21 protein-coding genes and 2 tRNA genes are annotated in these 15,877 nt (G+C 40.8%); 11 read left to right on the top strand and 12 right to left on the bottom strand.

Annotated elements, in window-relative coordinates:
* Positions 1-49 precede the first annotated feature (49 nt).
* Both UYC_RS0133245 and UYC_RS0133240 read left to right on the top strand, forming a co-directional pair.
* Entirely contained in the window at positions 50-457 is a 408-nt protein-coding gene (locus tag UYC_RS0133245; protein ID WP_016876703.1) for a ChuX/HutX family heme-like substrate-binding protein, read from the top strand.
* Positions 457-1,236: a DUF6816 family protein gene (locus tag UYC_RS0133240; RefSeq protein WP_016876702.1), complete on the top strand. Its 780-nt coding sequence runs from the start codon at positions 457-459 to the stop codon at positions 1,234-1,236. The genes UYC_RS0133245 and UYC_RS0133240 overlap by 1 nt, the downstream gene beginning before the upstream one ends.
* A gap of 21 nt (positions 1,237-1,257) precedes the next feature.
* On the opposite strand, the gene UYC_RS0133235 is transcribed toward UYC_RS0133240, so the two are convergent.
* Together UYC_RS0133235 and UYC_RS0133230 are read right to left on the bottom strand one after the other, a co-directional pair.
* Positions 1,258-1,734 carry an SgcJ/EcaC family oxidoreductase gene (locus tag UYC_RS0133235; protein WP_016876701.1) on the bottom strand — a complete coding sequence of 159 codons (477 nt, stop codon included), beginning with the start codon at positions 1,732-1,734 and terminating at the stop codon, positions 1,258-1,260.
* A gap of 13 nt (positions 1,735-1,747) precedes the next feature.
* The gene (locus tag UYC_RS0133230) at positions 1,748-2,341 is read right to left on the bottom strand and encodes an SgcJ/EcaC family oxidoreductase (RefSeq protein WP_016876700.1); all 594 of its coding nucleotides are present in this window, start codon (positions 2,339-2,341) and stop codon (positions 1,748-1,750) included.
* A gap of 260 nt (positions 2,342-2,601) precedes the next feature.
* Between UYC_RS0133230 and UYC_RS0133225 the strand changes: the two genes are divergently transcribed.
* From UYC_RS0133225 to UYC_RS0133205, 4 genes are all read left to right on the top strand, one after another.
* Complete coding sequence (locus tag UYC_RS0133225) at positions 2,602-3,081, top strand: MarR family transcriptional regulator (RefSeq protein ID WP_026087606.1); 480 nt, start codon at positions 2,602-2,604, stop codon at positions 3,079-3,081.
* A 183-nt stretch (positions 3,082-3,264) separates the two neighbouring features.
* Entirely contained in the window at positions 3,265-5,088 is a 1,824-nt protein-coding gene (locus tag UYC_RS0133215; RefSeq protein ID WP_016876698.1) for an ABC transporter ATP-binding protein, read from the top strand.
* A gap of 380 nt (positions 5,089-5,468) precedes the next feature.
* Positions 5,469-5,551, top strand: a tRNA-Tyr gene (locus UYC_RS0133210).
* A gap of 73 nt (positions 5,552-5,624) precedes the next feature.
* A tRNA-Thr gene (locus UYC_RS0133205) sits at positions 5,625-5,696 on the top strand.
* Between the two features lie 65 nt (positions 5,697-5,761).
* Here UYC_RS0133205 and UYC_RS0133200 read toward each other — a convergent pair.
* Complete coding sequence (locus UYC_RS0133200) at positions 5,762-6,142, bottom strand: hypothetical protein (RefSeq protein ID WP_016876697.1); 381 nt, start codon at positions 6,140-6,142, stop codon at positions 5,762-5,764.
* A 419-nt stretch (positions 6,143-6,561) separates the two neighbouring features.
* Between UYC_RS0133200 and UYC_RS0133190 the strand changes: the two genes are divergently transcribed.
* A complete protein-coding gene (locus UYC_RS0133190; protein ID WP_016876695.1) occupies positions 6,562-6,750 on the top strand; it encodes a hypothetical protein in 189 nt (62 codons plus the stop codon).
* A 16-nt stretch (positions 6,751-6,766) separates the two neighbouring features.
* Entirely contained in the window at positions 6,767-6,967 is a 201-nt protein-coding gene (locus tag UYC_RS0133185; protein ID WP_016876694.1) for a DUF2281 domain-containing protein, read from the top strand.
* Positions 6,968-6,976: 9 nt separating this feature from the next.
* Here the strand turns inward: UYC_RS0133185 and UYC_RS0133180 are convergent, their stop codons facing one another.
* Both UYC_RS0133180 and UYC_RS0133175 read right to left on the bottom strand, forming a co-directional pair.
* Positions 6,977-7,216 carry a hypothetical protein gene (locus UYC_RS0133180; protein WP_016876693.1) on the bottom strand — a complete coding sequence of 80 codons (240 nt, stop codon included), beginning with the start codon at positions 7,214-7,216 and terminating at the stop codon, positions 6,977-6,979.
* Positions 7,217-7,249: 33 nt separating this feature from the next.
* Positions 7,250-7,702 (bottom strand): globin domain-containing protein, encoded by a 453-nt coding sequence (locus UYC_RS0133175; RefSeq protein WP_016876692.1) that lies wholly within the window; start codon positions 7,700-7,702, stop codon positions 7,250-7,252.
* Positions 7,703-7,943: 241 nt separating this feature from the next.
* Between UYC_RS0133175 and UYC_RS0133170 the strand changes: the two genes are divergently transcribed.
* The 3 genes from UYC_RS0133170 (at position 7,944) to UYC_RS0133160 (ending at position 11,187) form a co-directional block, all read left to right on the top strand.
* On the top strand, positions 7,944-9,293 hold the full coding sequence (locus tag UYC_RS0133170; protein ID WP_026087605.1) for a class I SAM-dependent methyltransferase: 1,350 nt from the start codon (positions 7,944-7,946) through the stop codon (positions 9,291-9,293).
* Positions 9,294-9,669: 376 nt separating this feature from the next.
* Complete coding sequence (locus UYC_RS0133165) at positions 9,670-10,536, top strand: NAD(P)-dependent oxidoreductase (protein WP_016876690.1); 867 nt, start codon at positions 9,670-9,672, stop codon at positions 10,534-10,536.
* Between the two features lie 57 nt (positions 10,537-10,593).
* A complete protein-coding gene (locus UYC_RS0133160; protein WP_016876689.1) occupies positions 10,594-11,187 on the top strand; it encodes a Uma2 family endonuclease in 594 nt (197 codons plus the stop codon).
* A gap of 16 nt (positions 11,188-11,203) precedes the next feature.
* Here UYC_RS0133160 and UYC_RS39205 read toward each other — a convergent pair whose 3' ends face one another.
* The 7 genes from UYC_RS39205 to UYC_RS0133125 form a co-directional block, all read right to left on the bottom strand.
* On the bottom strand, positions 11,204-11,368 hold the full coding sequence (locus UYC_RS39205; protein ID WP_016876688.1) for a hypothetical protein: 165 nt from the start codon (positions 11,366-11,368) through the stop codon (positions 11,204-11,206).
* 57 nt (positions 11,369-11,425) lie between these two features.
* On the bottom strand, positions 11,426-11,590 hold the full coding sequence (locus tag UYC_RS39200) for a hypothetical protein (protein ID WP_016876687.1): 165 nt from the start codon (positions 11,588-11,590) through the stop codon (positions 11,426-11,428).
* Between the two features lie 485 nt (positions 11,591-12,075).
* Entirely contained in the window at positions 12,076-12,216 is a 141-nt protein-coding gene (locus UYC_RS38405) for a hypothetical protein (protein ID WP_157171299.1), read from the bottom strand.
* Between the two features lie 43 nt (positions 12,217-12,259).
* Positions 12,260-13,084, bottom strand: a complete 825-nt coding sequence (locus UYC_RS0133140) for a M90 family metallopeptidase (RefSeq protein WP_016876685.1) — start codon at positions 13,082-13,084, stop codon at positions 12,260-12,262.
* A gap of 290 nt (positions 13,085-13,374) precedes the next feature.
* Positions 13,375-13,599 carry an MbtH family protein gene (locus UYC_RS0133135; protein ID WP_016876684.1) on the bottom strand — a complete coding sequence of 75 codons (225 nt, stop codon included), beginning with the start codon at positions 13,597-13,599 and terminating at the stop codon, positions 13,375-13,377.
* Positions 13,600-13,629: 30 nt separating this feature from the next.
* Positions 13,630-14,379, bottom strand: a complete 750-nt coding sequence (locus tag UYC_RS0133130; protein WP_016876683.1) for a class I SAM-dependent DNA methyltransferase — start codon at positions 14,377-14,379, stop codon at positions 13,630-13,632.
* Positions 14,380-14,417: 38 nt separating this feature from the next.
* Entirely contained in the window at positions 14,418-15,842 is a 1,425-nt protein-coding gene (locus tag UYC_RS0133125; protein WP_016876682.1) for an aspartate aminotransferase family protein, read from the bottom strand.
* Positions 15,843-15,877: the final 35 nt, after the last annotated feature.

Here is a 15,877-nt window from a genome sequence, read left to right as displayed (position 1 = left end):
ATGACTGATGACAAATGACAAATGACTAATAACAAAGGACAAAGAACAAATGACAGCAACTTTAAAAGAATTTTTGGAAGCTTGCGAAACTTTAGGAACTTTGCGCTTAATTGTTACCAGTAGCGCCGCAGTCTTAGAAGCACGTGGCAAGATCCAAAAACTGTTTTATGCAGAACTGCCTAAAGGTAAATATGCAAATATGCATACAGAAGGTTTTGAATTTCACTTGAATATGGATAAAATTACGGAAGTGAAATTTGAAACAGGCGAAGCCAAACGAGGCAATTTTACTACCTATGCCATCCGATTGTTAGATGAAAAACAGGAGTCTGCTTTAAGTTTATTTTTACAGTGGGGTAAGCCGGGAGAATATGAACCAGGACAGGTAGAAGCTTGGCACGCTCTGCGAGAACAGTATGGGCAAGTGTGGCAACCCGCACCTGTGCTAGAGATCTGATGATTGTCATGAGGGTGATTTGGAGTTTTTGCTTGATATTTTTATTCCTGCTGGGAACTGGAGAAGCAACGGCAGGAGAATTAACCGAGCATTTAGAGAATTTCCCGAAATGGGAGAAAATATCTTCAGTTCAACCAGCAGTAGGAGATTTAGCTTATCCTGATTGGATGGCGGGTGATTGGCTGTTAAAAAGCACACTTGTAGATTTAGTTGCACCCCTAGCTCCTGATATTGTTACACCCGGATTTGAGGGTAATCGTCAATATCTCCAAGTACCTATTAGTTTTCCAGTGCGATTTGTGCAGGAAAAAAAGCTGATTTCTGGGTTAAAAATTCTCCCTCGTCCAAGCAAAAAAGCGGCAATCGTGGCAGATAGGGTATTTAATGGCTTAAATTTGGCACGGGCTTATTTAGGCGACACAACAGTTTTATCAGTCAAAGTCGATCCAGATTCGCCCAATCGTCAAATTACTTTTTTAAGGGGCGAACGCCAGTTAGTTTCTATTGTTTCTGCACGGGCTACAGAAACCACATCTGATGGCAGGTTTATTGCTACAGAAGTGTTTCAACAAATATTTAAAGGTGGTGTAAGTCCCTATTTCAACTCTGTAGAATCCACAACAGCCTACCGCAAATTACCAACATCAAATCCAGCAATTGAGGCAGATCAAGTTACCGCTGTCTATCTTTCACCACAAGATCCAGATTACTTTCAAGCTGGTTCTCGTCCAGTTGCTCTTTATCGATATCGCTTGGAATTTTTTCCAACAGGGCTTTAAGAGTGCATGGGGAAATTTTAGCTAACGACTAAAACGTAAGGCGATTGCATACAGCACCCATTGCAACCAGTTACGATGCTGCACTCTAGTGATATGAAATGCAGTGAATAACCATTCGCCGTTACGTTTGAGGGCAACAAATGTCTCAATCGACTCTCGCATTAATGAAACCTCTGTTCGCCAGGAATCGACTATTCCGTAATTTGCGTGTACCAAAGCAATTTCGGGACTTAAAAACCGCATACTCTTGATATCACCTTTGAGATACGTCCCCTTCAAGAACGTGTCAAAAAGTTGCTGATGGGAAGAAGCAATCTCCTGATGTCCTTTGAAGTGCGTGCCGTTGAAGGCGATGTAATCTGCATCTTCGGTAAACACAGCAGCATAGGCAGCGCCATCGCCCCTCTTCCAAGCATCAACCATTTGCTGGAGAATTCTGCGAATAGCAGCCTCATCAGTCGGATTTGAGGTGAGTATTGGAGATGTTTGTAAACTCATCGCCTATTCCTCCTTATCTTTTCTGTCTGAGTCCTTGAATGTCAATCACAAAGCCGAAATCGTCCTCTTCAGCTTTTTGCACCGGAGCATTGTGAAATGCTACAATCTCCCACTTGCCCTCCCGTTTCTGCATCACAGTGGTGATGATATTGTTCGCTCTTTTGTTGGGCTGGCTCTTGAGATAGGATTGGCTTTGAATATGGGCAACTGCAATCTGGGGAGTCAAAAAGCGGATTTTTGCAACGTTTAGCTTTATACCCACTTCTCCAAGATTTCCACCTAAAGAACTTGCGCGATCGCCATCGTAGAGCGTCTGGTGTGCGCGAGCATTTGCTTCCCGTGTTTGATTCGGCAAGAATGTACCATCAATGACAATGTAGTCGTGTTCTTTGGCAAACGCAGAGGCGAACATCTGCCCATTTTTGGAATTTTGTCCATCCTGCATTTTCTGCACAACTTGCCGAATCGCAGTTTCGTCTACTTTTTGAGTAGATGTCGTATGAGCCTCATCTGCAAAGGTAGCTTTTGTAGATGCCAAGAGCGTATATGGAAGCAGAGTTCCTGCCAGCAGCAAAAGGCTGGCGAATTGGGTAATTCTCAGTGGCATAAATTTTTCCTTGTTGGTGATACAATCTTAGTATCTAATATTCTTAAACTATTTATATCTTACTTTAGAAATATCTTAGCAACTAAATTAATTAACAACTAATACCAATTTGAACAATAATTGCGACAGATGGAAATCTGAAACGCTCATATAGTAAATGTTTCACAATCATGTCACTTGTACTCAACAAGGGAATCTCCAAGAGCGCAGTGGCTCCAAAATCTAAAATCCAAAATGGTAATGAGCGGAGATGTGAGGTAATGCCAAGCGAGCAATCAAAACATACCGAGTTAGCCGACGCGCTGAATTGGGCAGGGCGGGAACTTAGTGCAGCAACAGTGCTGTTCCATACGGCGATCGCGGAAAGACTTGGATTGAACACCACCGATCACAAGTGTGCAGATATCCTTGCTCAAACAGGAGCAATCACCGCAGGCGAACTTGCTGAACGAACGGGATTAACCACTGGGGCGATTACGGGTGTCGTCGATCGACTTGAAAAGGCTGGCTTTGTGAGGCGTGAGAGAGATCCAAGCGATCGGCGGCAAGTTATCATCCAGCCCATCCAAGAAGAGATGGAGCGCCAGATTGCCCCGTTGTTCGGCTCAATGGGACAAGCAATGGTTGAATTATACTCAAACTACAGCGAGCAAGAACTTGCACTTATCTTAGACTTTATGAATAAGAGCACCAAAGTACTTCAAGAAGAAGCCATCAAACTGCGAGAGGAGATTCATTAGTACAAAACTACGGAAATATACTTTTTCCCTTCTGCCTCCTGCCCTCTGCCTTCTTCACCCAGAAAACCACCCTTGCCTGCTTCCAAAGGATAATTTGCTCGTTTGCCTCTTGACTACAATGTAATATAGTTGTAGTATAAAATTTCCAGAGTAACAGGCTCACGCTCTTGGATAGTGTGCATCATGGCAAACTTTCGAGATATTCTCAATTATTTTCGTCCTTACTGGAAGCTGAGTATTTTTAGTATTGCAGCAACCAGCGCTTACGAGATTATCGATTTGGTTGTACCTTATGCGATCGGGCAAATTTTAAATATTTTGTCCAATCAACCGTTAGACAAACCACTTCAAGGAGCGATCGCCACAATTGCAGAAACTATAAATTACCCAGTGGGTAAACCTTTAGCATTAGGTGTATTACTGGGTTTAATCTTCATTGTCACCGTATTGAGAGCACCGACACAACCTTGGTTAACCAGTTGGTTTCATTGGGATATCGCCTTAAGAGCGCGTCAGGATCAAAATCAAAAAGCGATCGAGAAAGTTCTGACTTTACCAATAGAATTTTATGACGAAAATAACCCCGGACGGATCTCCGGACGAGTAGCCAGAGGAGTTGCTAACCACACATGGACTTATCCTGAAATAGCAGGACAGATGATTCCGAAGCTGTTCCGAGTGCTAGGTATTTTTGTATTTATTTGGTTTGTGGAGTGGCGAATAGCAATTTTATATCTAATTTCTTTTGTGGTTATCCTTGGCTTTACATTGAAAAAATTAAAGCGGCTAATTTGGCATGATAACCGCCTAGATAAATACATGGAAAATACTGAAAGCCGCACCTCAGAAATCATCAGTAACATCAAAACAGTAAAAGCATTTGCAACAGAAGCCAAAGAACGACAGCGGCAAAAATTACGTTTAGAACGCGAACTAGCTGTAGTTGAGAACCGCATCCACAGAGGTTATGTCAGGCTGCAAACTTGGCAGCGCACTGTCATCCAGTTTTGCGTATTTGCAATTCTAGGTTTGACGCTAGCAGCGACAGTAAACGGACAGATTACTCTCGGTCACTTTATCATGACCTTAACTCTTTCGAGCATGGCTTATGCAGAGTTAGAACCGATTAGTACCCTAGCAGAGATTTTTGCTCGTCGTTACACCTCTATGGTGCGATTTCATGAATTTCTCCAAGAACCATCGGGAGTTGATGCGGTTAGTCTGTTGGAAGAACGACACGAAACTGCTGAATCACCTTATAAATTCACTGGGAAAGTCGAGTTCTCGCACGTTAGTTTTGGCTACGATCCTAGCCGCCGAGTTTTAGAAGATATCAATTTCTTGATTGAGCCATATCAAACAGTCGCATTGGTAGGGCGATCGGGTTCGGGCAAATCAACATTAGTGAAGTTGCTATTGCGGTATTTTGAACCAAATCAAGGTCAAATTTTGATTGATGGACAAGATATTCGCACCTTGGATGTAGGGAATTATCGGCGTCGGCTAGCGATCGTTCACCAAGAAGTAGATGTTTTTAACGGTACTTTATTGGATAACTTAACCTATGGTAGAGCTGATGCTACTTTTGAGCAGGTAGAGGAAGCCTGTAGAATCGCTAGACTTGATGAAGTCATCCAGCACCTTCCTCAGGGTTACTACACAGTGGTAGGAGAGAGGGGTGTAAGATTATCTGGCGGACAAAGACAGCGTTTGGGAATTGCTAGAGCATTGCTGGTAGAACCAGACGTACTCATCTTTGACGAAGCGACTTCCAGTCTAGACTACGAATCTGAGCGTTCCATTCAATTGGCAATGCGATCGCTCCAAGGAACTCGTACCACAATTATTATTGCCCACCGTCTGAGTACAGTCAGAGAGGCAGATCAAATTGTAGTTTTGGATCGAGGCAAGATTGTCGAAGTGGGTAGCCACCAAGAACTGTTAAGTCATGGTGGAATATACCATCGCTTGCACGCACTCCAAGAGACAGGGGAATTGTTGAGTTAGAAAACGCGTATTATCATATCTGCTTAAAGACTTATAATTCAGACGCAGTGAATGAAGAGGACACGGGGACAATGAGAGATGGGGAAGATGGGGTAGCTGGGGTAGCTGGGGGAGTAAACGTGAATAACGATTCTCCCCTTTCTCCACGGCAGTTGCTACAAGTCTCTTAACCCGTAAGGGCGCACTGCCTCCCCTGCTGCACCTCTCCCCTTGCTCTCTTCTTCCCTCTCCTGCTCCTGGTGCTTCTTTCCTAGTCCCTAGCCCCTAGCCCCTAGTCCCTAGCCCCTAGTCCCTAGCCCCTAGCCCTACTCCCCACTTTTTTGGAAAAAAGACTTGAGTTTCTAAAACATTGTGCTAAGATAATTAATCGTGGGTCTCACGGGTCGGTGTCCGAGTGGTTAATGGAGACGGACTGTAAATCCGTTGGCTAGCGCCTACGCTGGTTCGAATCCAGCCCGGCCCACCTCTAAACAGTTAAAAATTAAAAATGTAAAATTAAAAACTGATTTTATATCTTTAATTTTTAATTAAAACTTGCCCGTGTAGCTCAGTGGTAGAGCACACCCTTGGTAAGGGTGAGGTCACGAGTTCAATCCTCGTCACGGGCTTTTTAAAATATTCTTGTGTCAAAAGTTCTAGCTAGTCGCATAAACAGGTGTTTACTCTATCAGTATCACTTTATATACTTAGCTTTGATTTTCCTACGTTTATTCTTACCCATTTTTCTTACCTCTCCTACATCTTCATTAATTTCAAAACTCCGATAATAGGCTAAGAAGTTTATAACCTCTAGATTACACTTAGCTAAATGAATCTTAATTTGTTTATCTAAATTTGGATCGCGATTTTTGGAAGTATCGTAATATTCCCAATCAAATATTCTTATATTTTGATTAGCGTAAGTCTCATAATGTATACCAGTTATATGTGCAATAGTTCCGTGGGATTTAATACCTGAAGGTAAAAACTCGTTAAGTCTGATATTACCTTCACTAGTTATTCTTAATTGCAATCCATATTTGTATTTATCTAGTTGAAAAATCTTACTTAACAACCTAGTATCTATTAATTTTTGAACTGATGTACTAAGTGTTACACCTATGCTAACTTTGGTTTTTGTATTGTGTGTTCCTGAATATTCACCGTTTTTATGTTCTCTAGTATTGTCATTCTTATACTGACTGGTTTATGTATAGTGTGTAAGTGTCATATTGCCTTTGATACTCCGGTGCTGACTTGCAAACAATAGGCTGAATTGAGACTTAGATTGTCTTCCCCAGTTAACTTGGATCATGTTTTTAAAGTTGTTGGATGATTCCGAAAAACTGCATGAGGTAGAAGCAGAGTTAGAGGGAATATCCTATAAACGAACCAATCAACCGCCTTATCGCTGGTGAGATTGGGCAGAAGACTGAAAATTTTATAGGCGATCGCCTGAAAAGTTTCATCAACAAAGATGAGGCAAGCGCGAGATTGCTAAAGGATGAGAAAGCAAAAGGTGATGCTATTTACCAGGCAATTTATAATCTTGACTGCAAAAACCCGAATAGTCAGGAGGATTTTGAGCATTTACCGCCTGAACAGTTAATGGCTGATATCTTAGAAAAAGATAGGCGAGTAGCTGAAATCATGGCAGAGATTAAAGCCCTTTTGGAAAGTTAAATTAGGAGGAAGTTAGATGAATATCGAGCAAGCAGTGTTAGAAAGATTACGCCAGTTACCTATTGACAAACAGCAGCAACTATTAGATTTTGCAGAATTTTTATCTCAAAAAACGACTCCTAAGACTCCTTTACAAACTGTTAAAGGATTATGTGCTGATTTAAAAGTTGATATTACTGAAGAAGATATTGCTCAAGCGCGTCAAGAAATGTTGTGATTTGCGAATTCAAGGTTTAACCACTATTAAAACTATTTGGTGAAAAAGTTGGGCTAAACACAATATTATTATTGGGGTGAGACAAGCCGACTCAGCATCATAAGCTGCACATAATCGAATAGGCTCCATTCTCATCCCCACCCCAGCAGGTGATAACATCTGCATTAACCTATCGGCATCAACTCCGACTACAGTAGCCAAAGCCTTCAATTGCTGGCGAGATGCTGGGCAATGAGCAAAGCCCGTCATAGGCGATCGCGCTATCAAGTCACCAAGTTTTGCTTATGGGGCAATAACGCTCTTTTGTTCTTGATAAATATCGTGTTCTCTGGCAATAAATATATCAGACAAAGCTTGATAAGCTTCTGTCCAAGCTGCCATCACTTCGTCGGTAATTACTTCACCTAATATATCCTGCATCGCTTGCAATAAACTTGAGCCGACAATCGAATATTCCTCTGGTAAAACATGAGTCTGCACATGGCGATTGGCAATCCTTTCAACCATTGGTTTTAACGCAGATAAATCGTCAATTTTACTAGCATAATTATATATTGCAGATGCTAACCTTGCAGGTTGAGAACCATCCGCTTGAGCCGACATATCAAATTTTTCTTTTACCTCTGGATGGTTAGAAAACATAATTTCATACATCTTGTTAGTAATTTGTAAACCATTCTGTTTTAATATTGGTGCTGTAGATTTGACTATATCTATAGATTTTTGACTCAGCATATCTCACTCCTTAGTAAACTTCTAATTTAGGAATTAAGCTAAAAAATTGGAGTAATTAGAGCTTGGAAATTACTTCAATTCATTTGATATATCCCTATCTTAGAGAGCATCGCCAATTGCTTCTATGAGATAGCTCATACTACAAATGATTTACTTAATGAGTGCATCAGTTGTAACTGCTTGGCACGGTTTTGCTAAAGCACGCTGCAAGCTATTTATAAAATGTGTAAATTATAAAATTATGGACTCTAATCTAGAACTGTGTGCAGTTATAGCCGATCGCATTGCTACCAATCCCCACAAGCGAATAACTTTCGCCGAGTACATGGATTTGGTGCTATACCACCCCGAATACGGTTATTATTCTACTCAGGCAGTGAATATTGGCAAGCAGGGTGATTTTTTTACTTCTGTTCACCTTGGCTCAGACTTTGGCGAATTGCTGGCTGAACAATTTGCTCAGATGTGGGAAATTCTGGGGCAGCCTGTACCATTTTCTCTGGTTGAAATGGGTGCAGGGCAGGGGCATTTAGCATTAGATATTTTAAAGTATGTACAGCAGCGCTATCCAGATTTTTTTGCAGCGCTGGAGTACATAATTGTGGAAAAGTCACCAGCTTTAAGGCAAGTACAACAGGAACGCTTGCAAGATTTTAAATTACGCTGGTGTAGTTTAGAAGACATACCAAATAACTCAATTACAGGTTGCTTTTTTTCAAACGAGTTGGTAGATGCTTTGCCAGTGCATCAGTTTATTTTAGAAGCAGGGCAACTGCGAGAAATTTATGTCACCACAGAAGAAGGCAGAGGAGCCAGCGCCGTGGGCGGGTTCCCCGACTTGGGGCGACTGGCGTGGCAGGAGGCAGAAGGCAGGAGGCAGAGGGCAGGAGGCAGAAGGAATATTCTTGATTCTGAATTCTTACTTTCTCCCACTCTCCCTCTCCCCCACTCTCCCTCTCCCCCCCTCTCCGATTCATCCCCTTCACCATTCGTGGAAGTTACGGGTGAACTTTCTACACCAAAATTGGCTGAATATTTTGATTTGGTTGGCATTCAGTTTACAGAAAATGTTTATCCAGAAGGCTACCGCAGTGAGGTAAATTTAGCGGCTTTGAATTGGTTAGGTGTAGTAGCAGACCGTTTGCAGCGGGGGTATGTGTTAACTGTAGATTATGGCTATCCTGCTAGTAGCTACTACAATCCCAGGCGATCGCAAGGCACATTACAATGCTACTGGCATCATCAACGCCATCACAATCCCTATATCAATTTTGGACGACAAGATATCACGGCTCATGTTGACTTTACTGCTTTGGAAAGATGGGGTGAGGGCTGCGGATTAAATAAAGTTATTTTTACGCGACAAGAACTATTTTTGATGATGCTGGGTTTGGGCGATCGCATTGCCTCACTCTCTCACACAGAAAAGTCCATCTCCCAAATGTTACGTCGTCGCGATGCCTTACACCAGCTTGTAGATCCCTTGGGGCTAGGCGGGTTTGGTGTTTTACTCCAAAGTAAAGGACTCAGGCAAACAGAAAGTTCCCAACCACTAAAGGGATTTACTATGCTAGAACAAGAGTCTATTTGATAAGTTAAAACTCTATTAAAGTAGTTGAGTAATAGTTAATTTAGCATCACACTAATGAAAGTGAAAAAGGAGACAATTAAAAGGTAAGAATTATGACTACTCATGACTTGTTAACGCTAATTGTGCTACTGATACCCGGTATTTTACTTTCCGTGATGATTATGGTTACTTTTGCCGCAGGAGGATAATTAGGGACTAGGGGCTAGGGACTAGGATAAATCAATTCAAAATTAAAAATGCAGAATACCTGCGGAAGCCGCTACGCGTCTACAAAATATTTACTTTTTAATTTACTAGCTTCTAGCCTCTAATCTCTAGCCTCTAAATATAATTTTTTAGAACGAAAAGCGATCGCTCAACCAAAGGAATGTAGAAGATGAAGGTAGCATTTCTGGGGACTGGATTAATGGGACTGCCGATGGCGCAGAAGTTGTTAGAAGCAAATGTGGAACTAATTGCCTACAACCGCACCCCAGAAAAGTTGGAACCCTTAAAAGCAGCTGGTGCAGAAGTTGTCACAAAGCCCTATCAAGCAATTCGTGCTGCTGATTGTGTAATTCTGATGCTTACTAACGCCGCAGCTATTTATAGTGTGTTGCTTTCAGATCGGTCTTCGCAAGCTGTGGCGGGGCGCAGTATCATTCAAATGGGAACTATTACTCCCACAGAAAGTAGAGAAATTAGAGATGCAGTAGTTGCCGCAGGTGGAGAGTATATAGAAGCGCCTGTTCTTGGTAGCATCCCAGAAGCAAAAGCTGGTAATTTAATTGTCATGGTAGGCGCACGTCAAGAACAATATCAGCGCTACTTAGAGCTATTTAAATATTTTGGCCCAGAACCTTTACTTGTAGGGTCTGTGGGAACTGCGGCAGCACTGAAACTGGGGTTAAATCAACTCATTGCTTCCCAGACAGCAGCTTTTGCCCTTAGCCTTAGTTTTGTTCAGCGTTATGGCATTGACGTGGATGCTTTGATGTACGTTCTGCGTCAGAGCGCTCTTTATGCCCCCACATTCGACAAAAAATTGGCAAGAATGCTAGATGGCAATTATGCCAATCCCAATTTTCCAACAAAACACTTGATGAAAGATATTGATTTCTTTATCGATGAAGCAAAAACAGTTGGTTTGAATGTCAGCAGTATAGAAGGTGTGCGCAAAGTTTTGGATATGGCGATAAAAATGTCATTTGCTCACGAAGATTATTCTTCTATATTTGCTGCTATTAAATCCGGGGAAAATTAAGAATATATATTATTAATAAAATTTTGGCTCAGTAGCAACGCGATCGCGCTTTGGTTTATGACAACAGCACTTCCTCCGTCACTCACGCTTGAAGAATTCCTCAAACAGCCAGAAACCAAGCCTGCCAGTGAATTTATCGACGGTAAGATTTACCAAAAACCTATGCCTCAAGGGAAACACTCAAGACTGCAACTCAAGTTTTGTGATGCTGTGAATCAAGTAGCAGAAAAGTCAAAAATTGCCCTCGCCTTTCCAGAATTGCGCTGTACTTACCCTGCGGGAAGCCGCTCTTCGAGCGTCTATGGTAACCGCTCGATTGTGCCTGATGCTACTGTTTTCCTTTGGGAACGAATTCCTTTTGAAGCAGATGGCGAAGTCCCCAATGTGTTTAATATCTATCCTGATTGGACAGTAGAAATTCTCTCACCCGAACAGAGAGTTACCAAAGTTATTAGTAACATTTTGCACTGCCTCAAGCATGGCACTCAGCTAGGATGGTTAATCGATCCAGATGAGCGGTTAATTTTGGCATTTATTCTAGGACAAGAATCGATAGAGTTAAAAGCTAGCGATCGCCTGCCCATGCCAAAATTTTTAACACTAGATTTGACAGTAGAGCAGGTTTTTGGGTGGCTAAAAGTTAGTCAATGAAATTGCGATCGCCTCATTACCCAGTTTTAATCTCCTTGCACGATCGGTGCTTCTGCTGCAACAAGATTGCTGTTCTAGCTGTCGTAGCTTTCAATTCAACCTCAACAAGGCTGTCTAGCTCTGATTGCTGTTCGCGGGAAAGTGTTTGTCCTTGATCGCGGGCAGAACGCCAGAGATTCATTAGCTCAGATAAACGCTTTTGCTGCTCGACACTAAAAAACCAGTCAGGACGAAAGTTTTAGATCAGTAGTAATGCATTGAATTCGTCACCTTCTAACTGAGCTGTCAAAGCATCCAATGCTTCACCTGCGGTTCTGCCAGTTGATTGCTTATCTGGTGCGATCGCTCGATAAATTCTCTCACCATTTGCATCAGATATTGGCAAGATAGAAACTGTCGTCATGTTCTTCTCTGAGAGCCTCTTGCTTATTAATTATAGTTGGGTTAGCTTCAGACAGGGGTTGTGGAGGTTAATGCTTACGTATACGTGCAGAATCTGTCCTTAGACATCGCTCTCACCCAACAGTATACATAAGTGCGATTGCACAAAATATAGGTAGGATCAAAAGGATCAGGTTGAACAGGTATCAATCCTTTATCGATGTCTAGAAGTTCAACTACAACATCAAATGCATAACCTGGGCCTTCATTTTCAATGATGAATTTCAGTTCTATCCTTTCTCCCAATTTATGAAGAGGATATTTACGATTTGAGTTTTTTATTTTTATCGTGGTTGATTGAACTAATTCATTTCTACTAAAATCATTTTGAATAATATTATATATTTTTTGAAATGGTGCAATAATACACAATTTTGTAAAAAGTGAAGGATTATTGTTAGCATCTGTTATAAATAATTCCAACTCGCTCTCAACTTTGTAACCAGCCTAACGCACCCTCAAAGTAGCAAAGCGATCGCATTGACAAAAAGAAGCGGCGTCTTGACTCAATCTAATTTTCGGCATTGCTGAATCGCGATATGAATCAGGATGTAGAGACGCGATATATCGCGTCTCTACAAAATTCATGTGTATCGTAATTAACGTGAAATGGCATCATCCAATCTAATTTTCAAACCCATTGCACAGGATCTACTTGATAGTAGCGTTGCAGTAACTTATAAAGTGTCGAATGCTGATTCAGTAATTGCTGTGGTTTCTCAAAAAAAGTCTCAGTCGCTACGGCAAAAAATTCTGCGGGATTAGTCGCACCATAACTATCCATCACAGTCTTTACACCTTGTTGAACATCATGACAAAGTAATTGATATTCTTCTGCCATCACCTGTGCCCAAACGGGATAGTCTGATTTTCTTGGCAAAATCGGAACGCCCTCTGCTTTACCATCCTCTTGATCCAACTGATGGGCAAATTCATGCAAAACAACGTTATGCCCATCACTCCAGTTGCCAATGTCTTGTTGCACCTGTTCCCAAGACAGTACTAGTTGATCGCGACTCCACGATTCCCCCAATCTTGCTACGCGTCTTTCCTCGACAATATAATCTCCGCTCGCAACGGTTTCAGTAACCACATAAGTACTGGGATAAATTAAAATCGAACGAAGTTTAGAAAAATATTCTCCTCGTTCATTGAAAAGAAGCAAACAAGCAACAGCAGCAACAGTCACTTTCATTTCTTCTGTTACCTGCAATCCTTTACAGCCAATGAATTGTTTTTCTGCTAAGAAAACTTGAATATGTCCATGCAACTGTCTGCGTTCAGCAGCAGAAAGACGGAGGTAAATAGGAAGATTATTCTCAATAATGGCATTCCACAGTGGCGGGAAAGGACGACGTTTAAGACGGTTGCGTCGCTGTTTATTTAAGAGAGGATAAATTAAAATTCCTGTGATAATTAGCCCAATAACCAGAAAAAAAATAATTATTCTAAGCATTATATTTTAGCGCTTGCCGCTGGCTGATTCACTGATAGAGCTTTTTAATCGGTTTCTATCTTTAGCTTACTCAAGCTACATCAGTTCAGCCTTAAACAATTAGTTTATCTAATGATGCTTGTGGATGCGATCGCATCCACAAGCATCTCTGAACAATAATAACCCCGACTTTTTACAAAAGTCAGGGTTCTGAAGCCCACTGATTTTCAAAACTCAAATAGGATTGCTATAAAATAATTGTAGAGAGGTTTAACTTCTCTACAAATAAAGATACAAATTTTATCTAAGTATTAATTTTTACCAGACCACTCCTCCATTTTCTTCCTTAAACTTAGGGGTCTCATATCAGTCCACACTTCTTTAACATATTCCAGACATTCTGATTTGAGTCCACTTTTACCCGCATCTCTCCAACCTAGTGCATTTTCTCGTTCAGCAGGCCAAATTGAATATTGCTCTTCATCATTAACTACAACTTTATAAATTGTTCTGTCTTCTGTATCTATCCTGCTCATTTTTGACTCCAACTTGTTTACATTTTCAACCTACTTCCGACTAGCAAAAATAGCAAAGTCATTATATTCTGCACTTGCTGGATTTCCCTGCATATCATAAACACTGATATCTGTAAAACCTACACTTGCAAGCGTAGATATAATTTCGGCTTGAGAATAAGCCTTAACCAGATTTGTAATATCTAAACGTTGCCAAGATTCTTCTACCTGTTGAAAGATAGTTATTTTAAATTGTCCAATTTTTTCTTCTGGATTATAGTTATCACAACAAGCCCAAGCGTAATCGTTTTTCACATCACCATCTGTGATTGCACCATTCCATGATGTATAACCATCTTCTAAATTCAAAGCAAACAAAAAAACTCCATTATTTAGCAGAGAATTATACACTTTCGCGAAGACTTGTTGCAGTTCTTCAATAGTCAACATATGATTGAGGCTGCCACTAGGAGAAATCACAGCATCAAAAGTAGGTGGCAAATTAAAAAATCTAGCATCATCACAAATAAATTGAGCATTTGGTGCATTCTCACGCGCATATCGCAACATTGCTTCAGAAATATCAAGACCTGTAACTTGATAACCTTGCTCGATTAAATGTTGTGCCATGTGTCCAGTACCACAACATAAATCAAGGATATTTGCGCCTTGATACATATGAAATTTTTGTAGTAATTTTTCAAAAGGCGGCAAATTGTGTTCACAGTATTTTGCTCCCCAATACTGATTATAAATATGCGCCCACAAGTCATATTTAGTGTTAAGATTTGCTGTAACCATTCAACCAACTCCTAATTGTTAAAAAGTTAATCTCACAACTATGGTAAAAAACCACCATTTCGCAATTCTTGAATGCTCTCCTTAACTGCTTGGATAATAGAATTTAAATCATCATCCGTATGTGCTGTAGATAATAAACCACCGCCAGGACGAAGAAATATACCTTTATGTATTAGATGATAATAAATTAAATCCATGTTTTCTGACGCAGGCAAATTGTCAATATTAGATGGATCGCCGAAAGGCACATCGTTAAAAATAGAACCAAAATTTGCCAATTTAATTGGCACTCCATCCTCTTCAAAATAGGAATTTAATTGTTGGATAAATTGAGAAGTACGGTGATTTAATTGTTCTTGAAGAGTGGGGCCTTGTGTTTTGAGATATTTGAGAACTGCCCTTGCTGCTACCATAGATAAAGGATGCTTGCAGTAAGTACCAGCAAAAAATGTTGTCTTCTCCTGTGGAGCAGATGTATCGCCAAAATTCCACATTCCGCCATCAATTCTATCCATATATTTGGCTTTACCAGCGATAACACCAATGGGCATACCGCCACCTACAATTTTTCCGTAAGTAGCAATATCAGCTTGTACACCAAACCATGCTTGCGCCCCACTTGGATGAATACGGAAACCAGTAAGCATTTCATCGAAAATTAACACTATTCCTGCATCTTTTGTTAATTGTCTCAACTGATGCAAAAACTCTTTTGGTTGGATATCTGGGCGGCTATTTTGTACAGGTTCAACAATGACAGCAGCTAATTCTGTCTGATGTTCTTTGATTGTTTCTAAAGACTCAAGATTTCCATATTGCAAAACTAAAGCATCTGCAGCAACGCTGGGAGATACCCCAGGAAACATTGGTACTACTTGTGTAATTTCATCCTGAATTTGGGCTTTAACCAAACTAGTATCAGAATGTCCATGATAGGAGCCAGAAAACATAGCAATTTTGTGACGATTTGTAGCGGCGCGTGCAAGACGCAAAGCAGTCATTACTGCTTCTGTACCTGTATTGCTGAAAGTTACGCGTTCCATTCCAGTTAGTTCAGAGAATAACTCTGCTACTTCACCCGCTAAGTCTGATTGTGGCCCAATGTGGATACCTTGTTCTAATCTTTCTGTCAGAGCTTCTTTGATAAATGCTGGATTATAGCCAAACAAATTCACGCCAAAACCCATCATTAAATCTACATATTCGTTGCCATCTATGTCCCACATCCGCGAACCAGAGGCATATTTACCAACGATAGGATAGACAATTTCTTTAATAGCAGCGCGAAATCCTGCTGAACCTCGGACATCAGCTAAAACATGGCGGTATGCTTGCGCTTGTTGTTTAGATTTTGGTGTTTTTTGGTTGTAGCGTTTAATAAAATCACTAAGATACTGCCGTTGATGATTGTTGAGACTATTGTGATTAGGCAGTTGTTGTAACTTCAGTTCTTGTGTTTGCATGATGTTTAGTTAGTTTTAATCAAGTTTATTTGCGG

It is taken from the genome of Chlorogloeopsis fritschii PCC 6912 (genome assembly GCF_000317285.1).
Classification (GTDB): domain Bacteria; phylum Cyanobacteriota; class Cyanobacteriia; order Cyanobacteriales; family Nostocaceae; genus Chlorogloeopsis; species Chlorogloeopsis fritschii.
Note: the sequence above shows the minus strand (reverse complement) of the source record. Positions and strands in the feature narration are given on the sequence as shown.

What these genes read in the sequence shown, in the direction of transcription:
- UYC_RS0133245 (WP_016876703.1), top strand. Translation starts at nt 50, where the DNA reads ATGACAGCAACTTTAAAAGAATTTTTGGAAGCTTGCGAAACTTTAGGA.
- UYC_RS0133240 (WP_016876702.1), top strand. Translation starts at nt 457, where the DNA reads ATGATTGTCATGAGGGTGATTTGGAGTTTTTGCTTGATATTTTTATTC.
- UYC_RS0133235 (WP_016876701.1), bottom strand. Translation starts at nt 1,734, where the DNA reads ATGAGTTTACAAACATCTCCAATACTCACCTCAAATCCGACTGATGAG.
- UYC_RS0133230 (WP_016876700.1), bottom strand. Translation starts at nt 2,341, where the DNA reads ATGCCACTGAGAATTACCCAATTCGCCAGCCTTTTGCTGCTGGCAGGA.
- UYC_RS0133225 (WP_026087606.1), top strand. Translation starts at nt 2,602, where the DNA reads ATGCCAAGCGAGCAATCAAAACATACCGAGTTAGCCGACGCGCTGAAT.
- UYC_RS0133215 (WP_016876698.1), top strand. Translation starts at nt 3,265, where the DNA reads ATGGCAAACTTTCGAGATATTCTCAATTATTTTCGTCCTTACTGGAAG.
- UYC_RS0133185 (WP_016876694.1), top strand. Translation starts at nt 6,767, where the DNA reads ATGAATATCGAGCAAGCAGTGTTAGAAAGATTACGCCAGTTACCTATT.
- UYC_RS0133180 (WP_016876693.1), bottom strand. Translation starts at nt 7,216, where the DNA reads ATGACGGGCTTTGCTCATTGCCCAGCATCTCGCCAGCAATTGAAGGCT.
- UYC_RS0133175 (WP_016876692.1), bottom strand. Translation starts at nt 7,702, where the DNA reads ATGCTGAGTCAAAAATCTATAGATATAGTCAAATCTACAGCACCAATA.
- UYC_RS0133170 (WP_026087605.1), top strand. Translation starts at nt 7,944, where the DNA reads ATGGACTCTAATCTAGAACTGTGTGCAGTTATAGCCGATCGCATTGCT.
- UYC_RS0133165 (WP_016876690.1), top strand. Translation starts at nt 9,670, where the DNA reads ATGAAGGTAGCATTTCTGGGGACTGGATTAATGGGACTGCCGATGGCG.
- UYC_RS0133160 (WP_016876689.1), top strand. Translation starts at nt 10,594, where the DNA reads ATGACAACAGCACTTCCTCCGTCACTCACGCTTGAAGAATTCCTCAAA.
- UYC_RS39205 (WP_016876688.1), bottom strand. Translation starts at nt 11,368, where the DNA reads ATGAATCTCTGGCGTTCTGCCCGCGATCAAGGACAAACACTTTCCCGC.
- UYC_RS39200 (WP_016876687.1), bottom strand. Translation starts at nt 11,590, where the DNA reads ATGACGACAGTTTCTATCTTGCCAATATCTGATGCAAATGGTGAGAGA.
- UYC_RS38405 (WP_157171299.1), bottom strand. Translation starts at nt 12,216, where the DNA reads ATGAATTTTGTAGAGACGCGATATATCGCGTCTCTACATCCTGATTCA.
- UYC_RS0133140 (WP_016876685.1), bottom strand. Translation starts at nt 13,084, where the DNA reads ATGCTTAGAATAATTATTTTTTTTCTGGTTATTGGGCTAATTATCACA.
- UYC_RS0133135 (WP_016876684.1), bottom strand. Translation starts at nt 13,599, where the DNA reads ATGAGCAGGATAGATACAGAAGACAGAACAATTTATAAAGTTGTAGTT.
- UYC_RS0133130 (WP_016876683.1), bottom strand. Translation starts at nt 14,379, where the DNA reads ATGGTTACAGCAAATCTTAACACTAAATATGACTTGTGGGCGCATATT.
- UYC_RS0133125 (WP_016876682.1), bottom strand. Translation starts at nt 15,842, where the DNA reads ATGCAAACACAAGAACTGAAGTTACAACAACTGCCTAATCACAATAGT.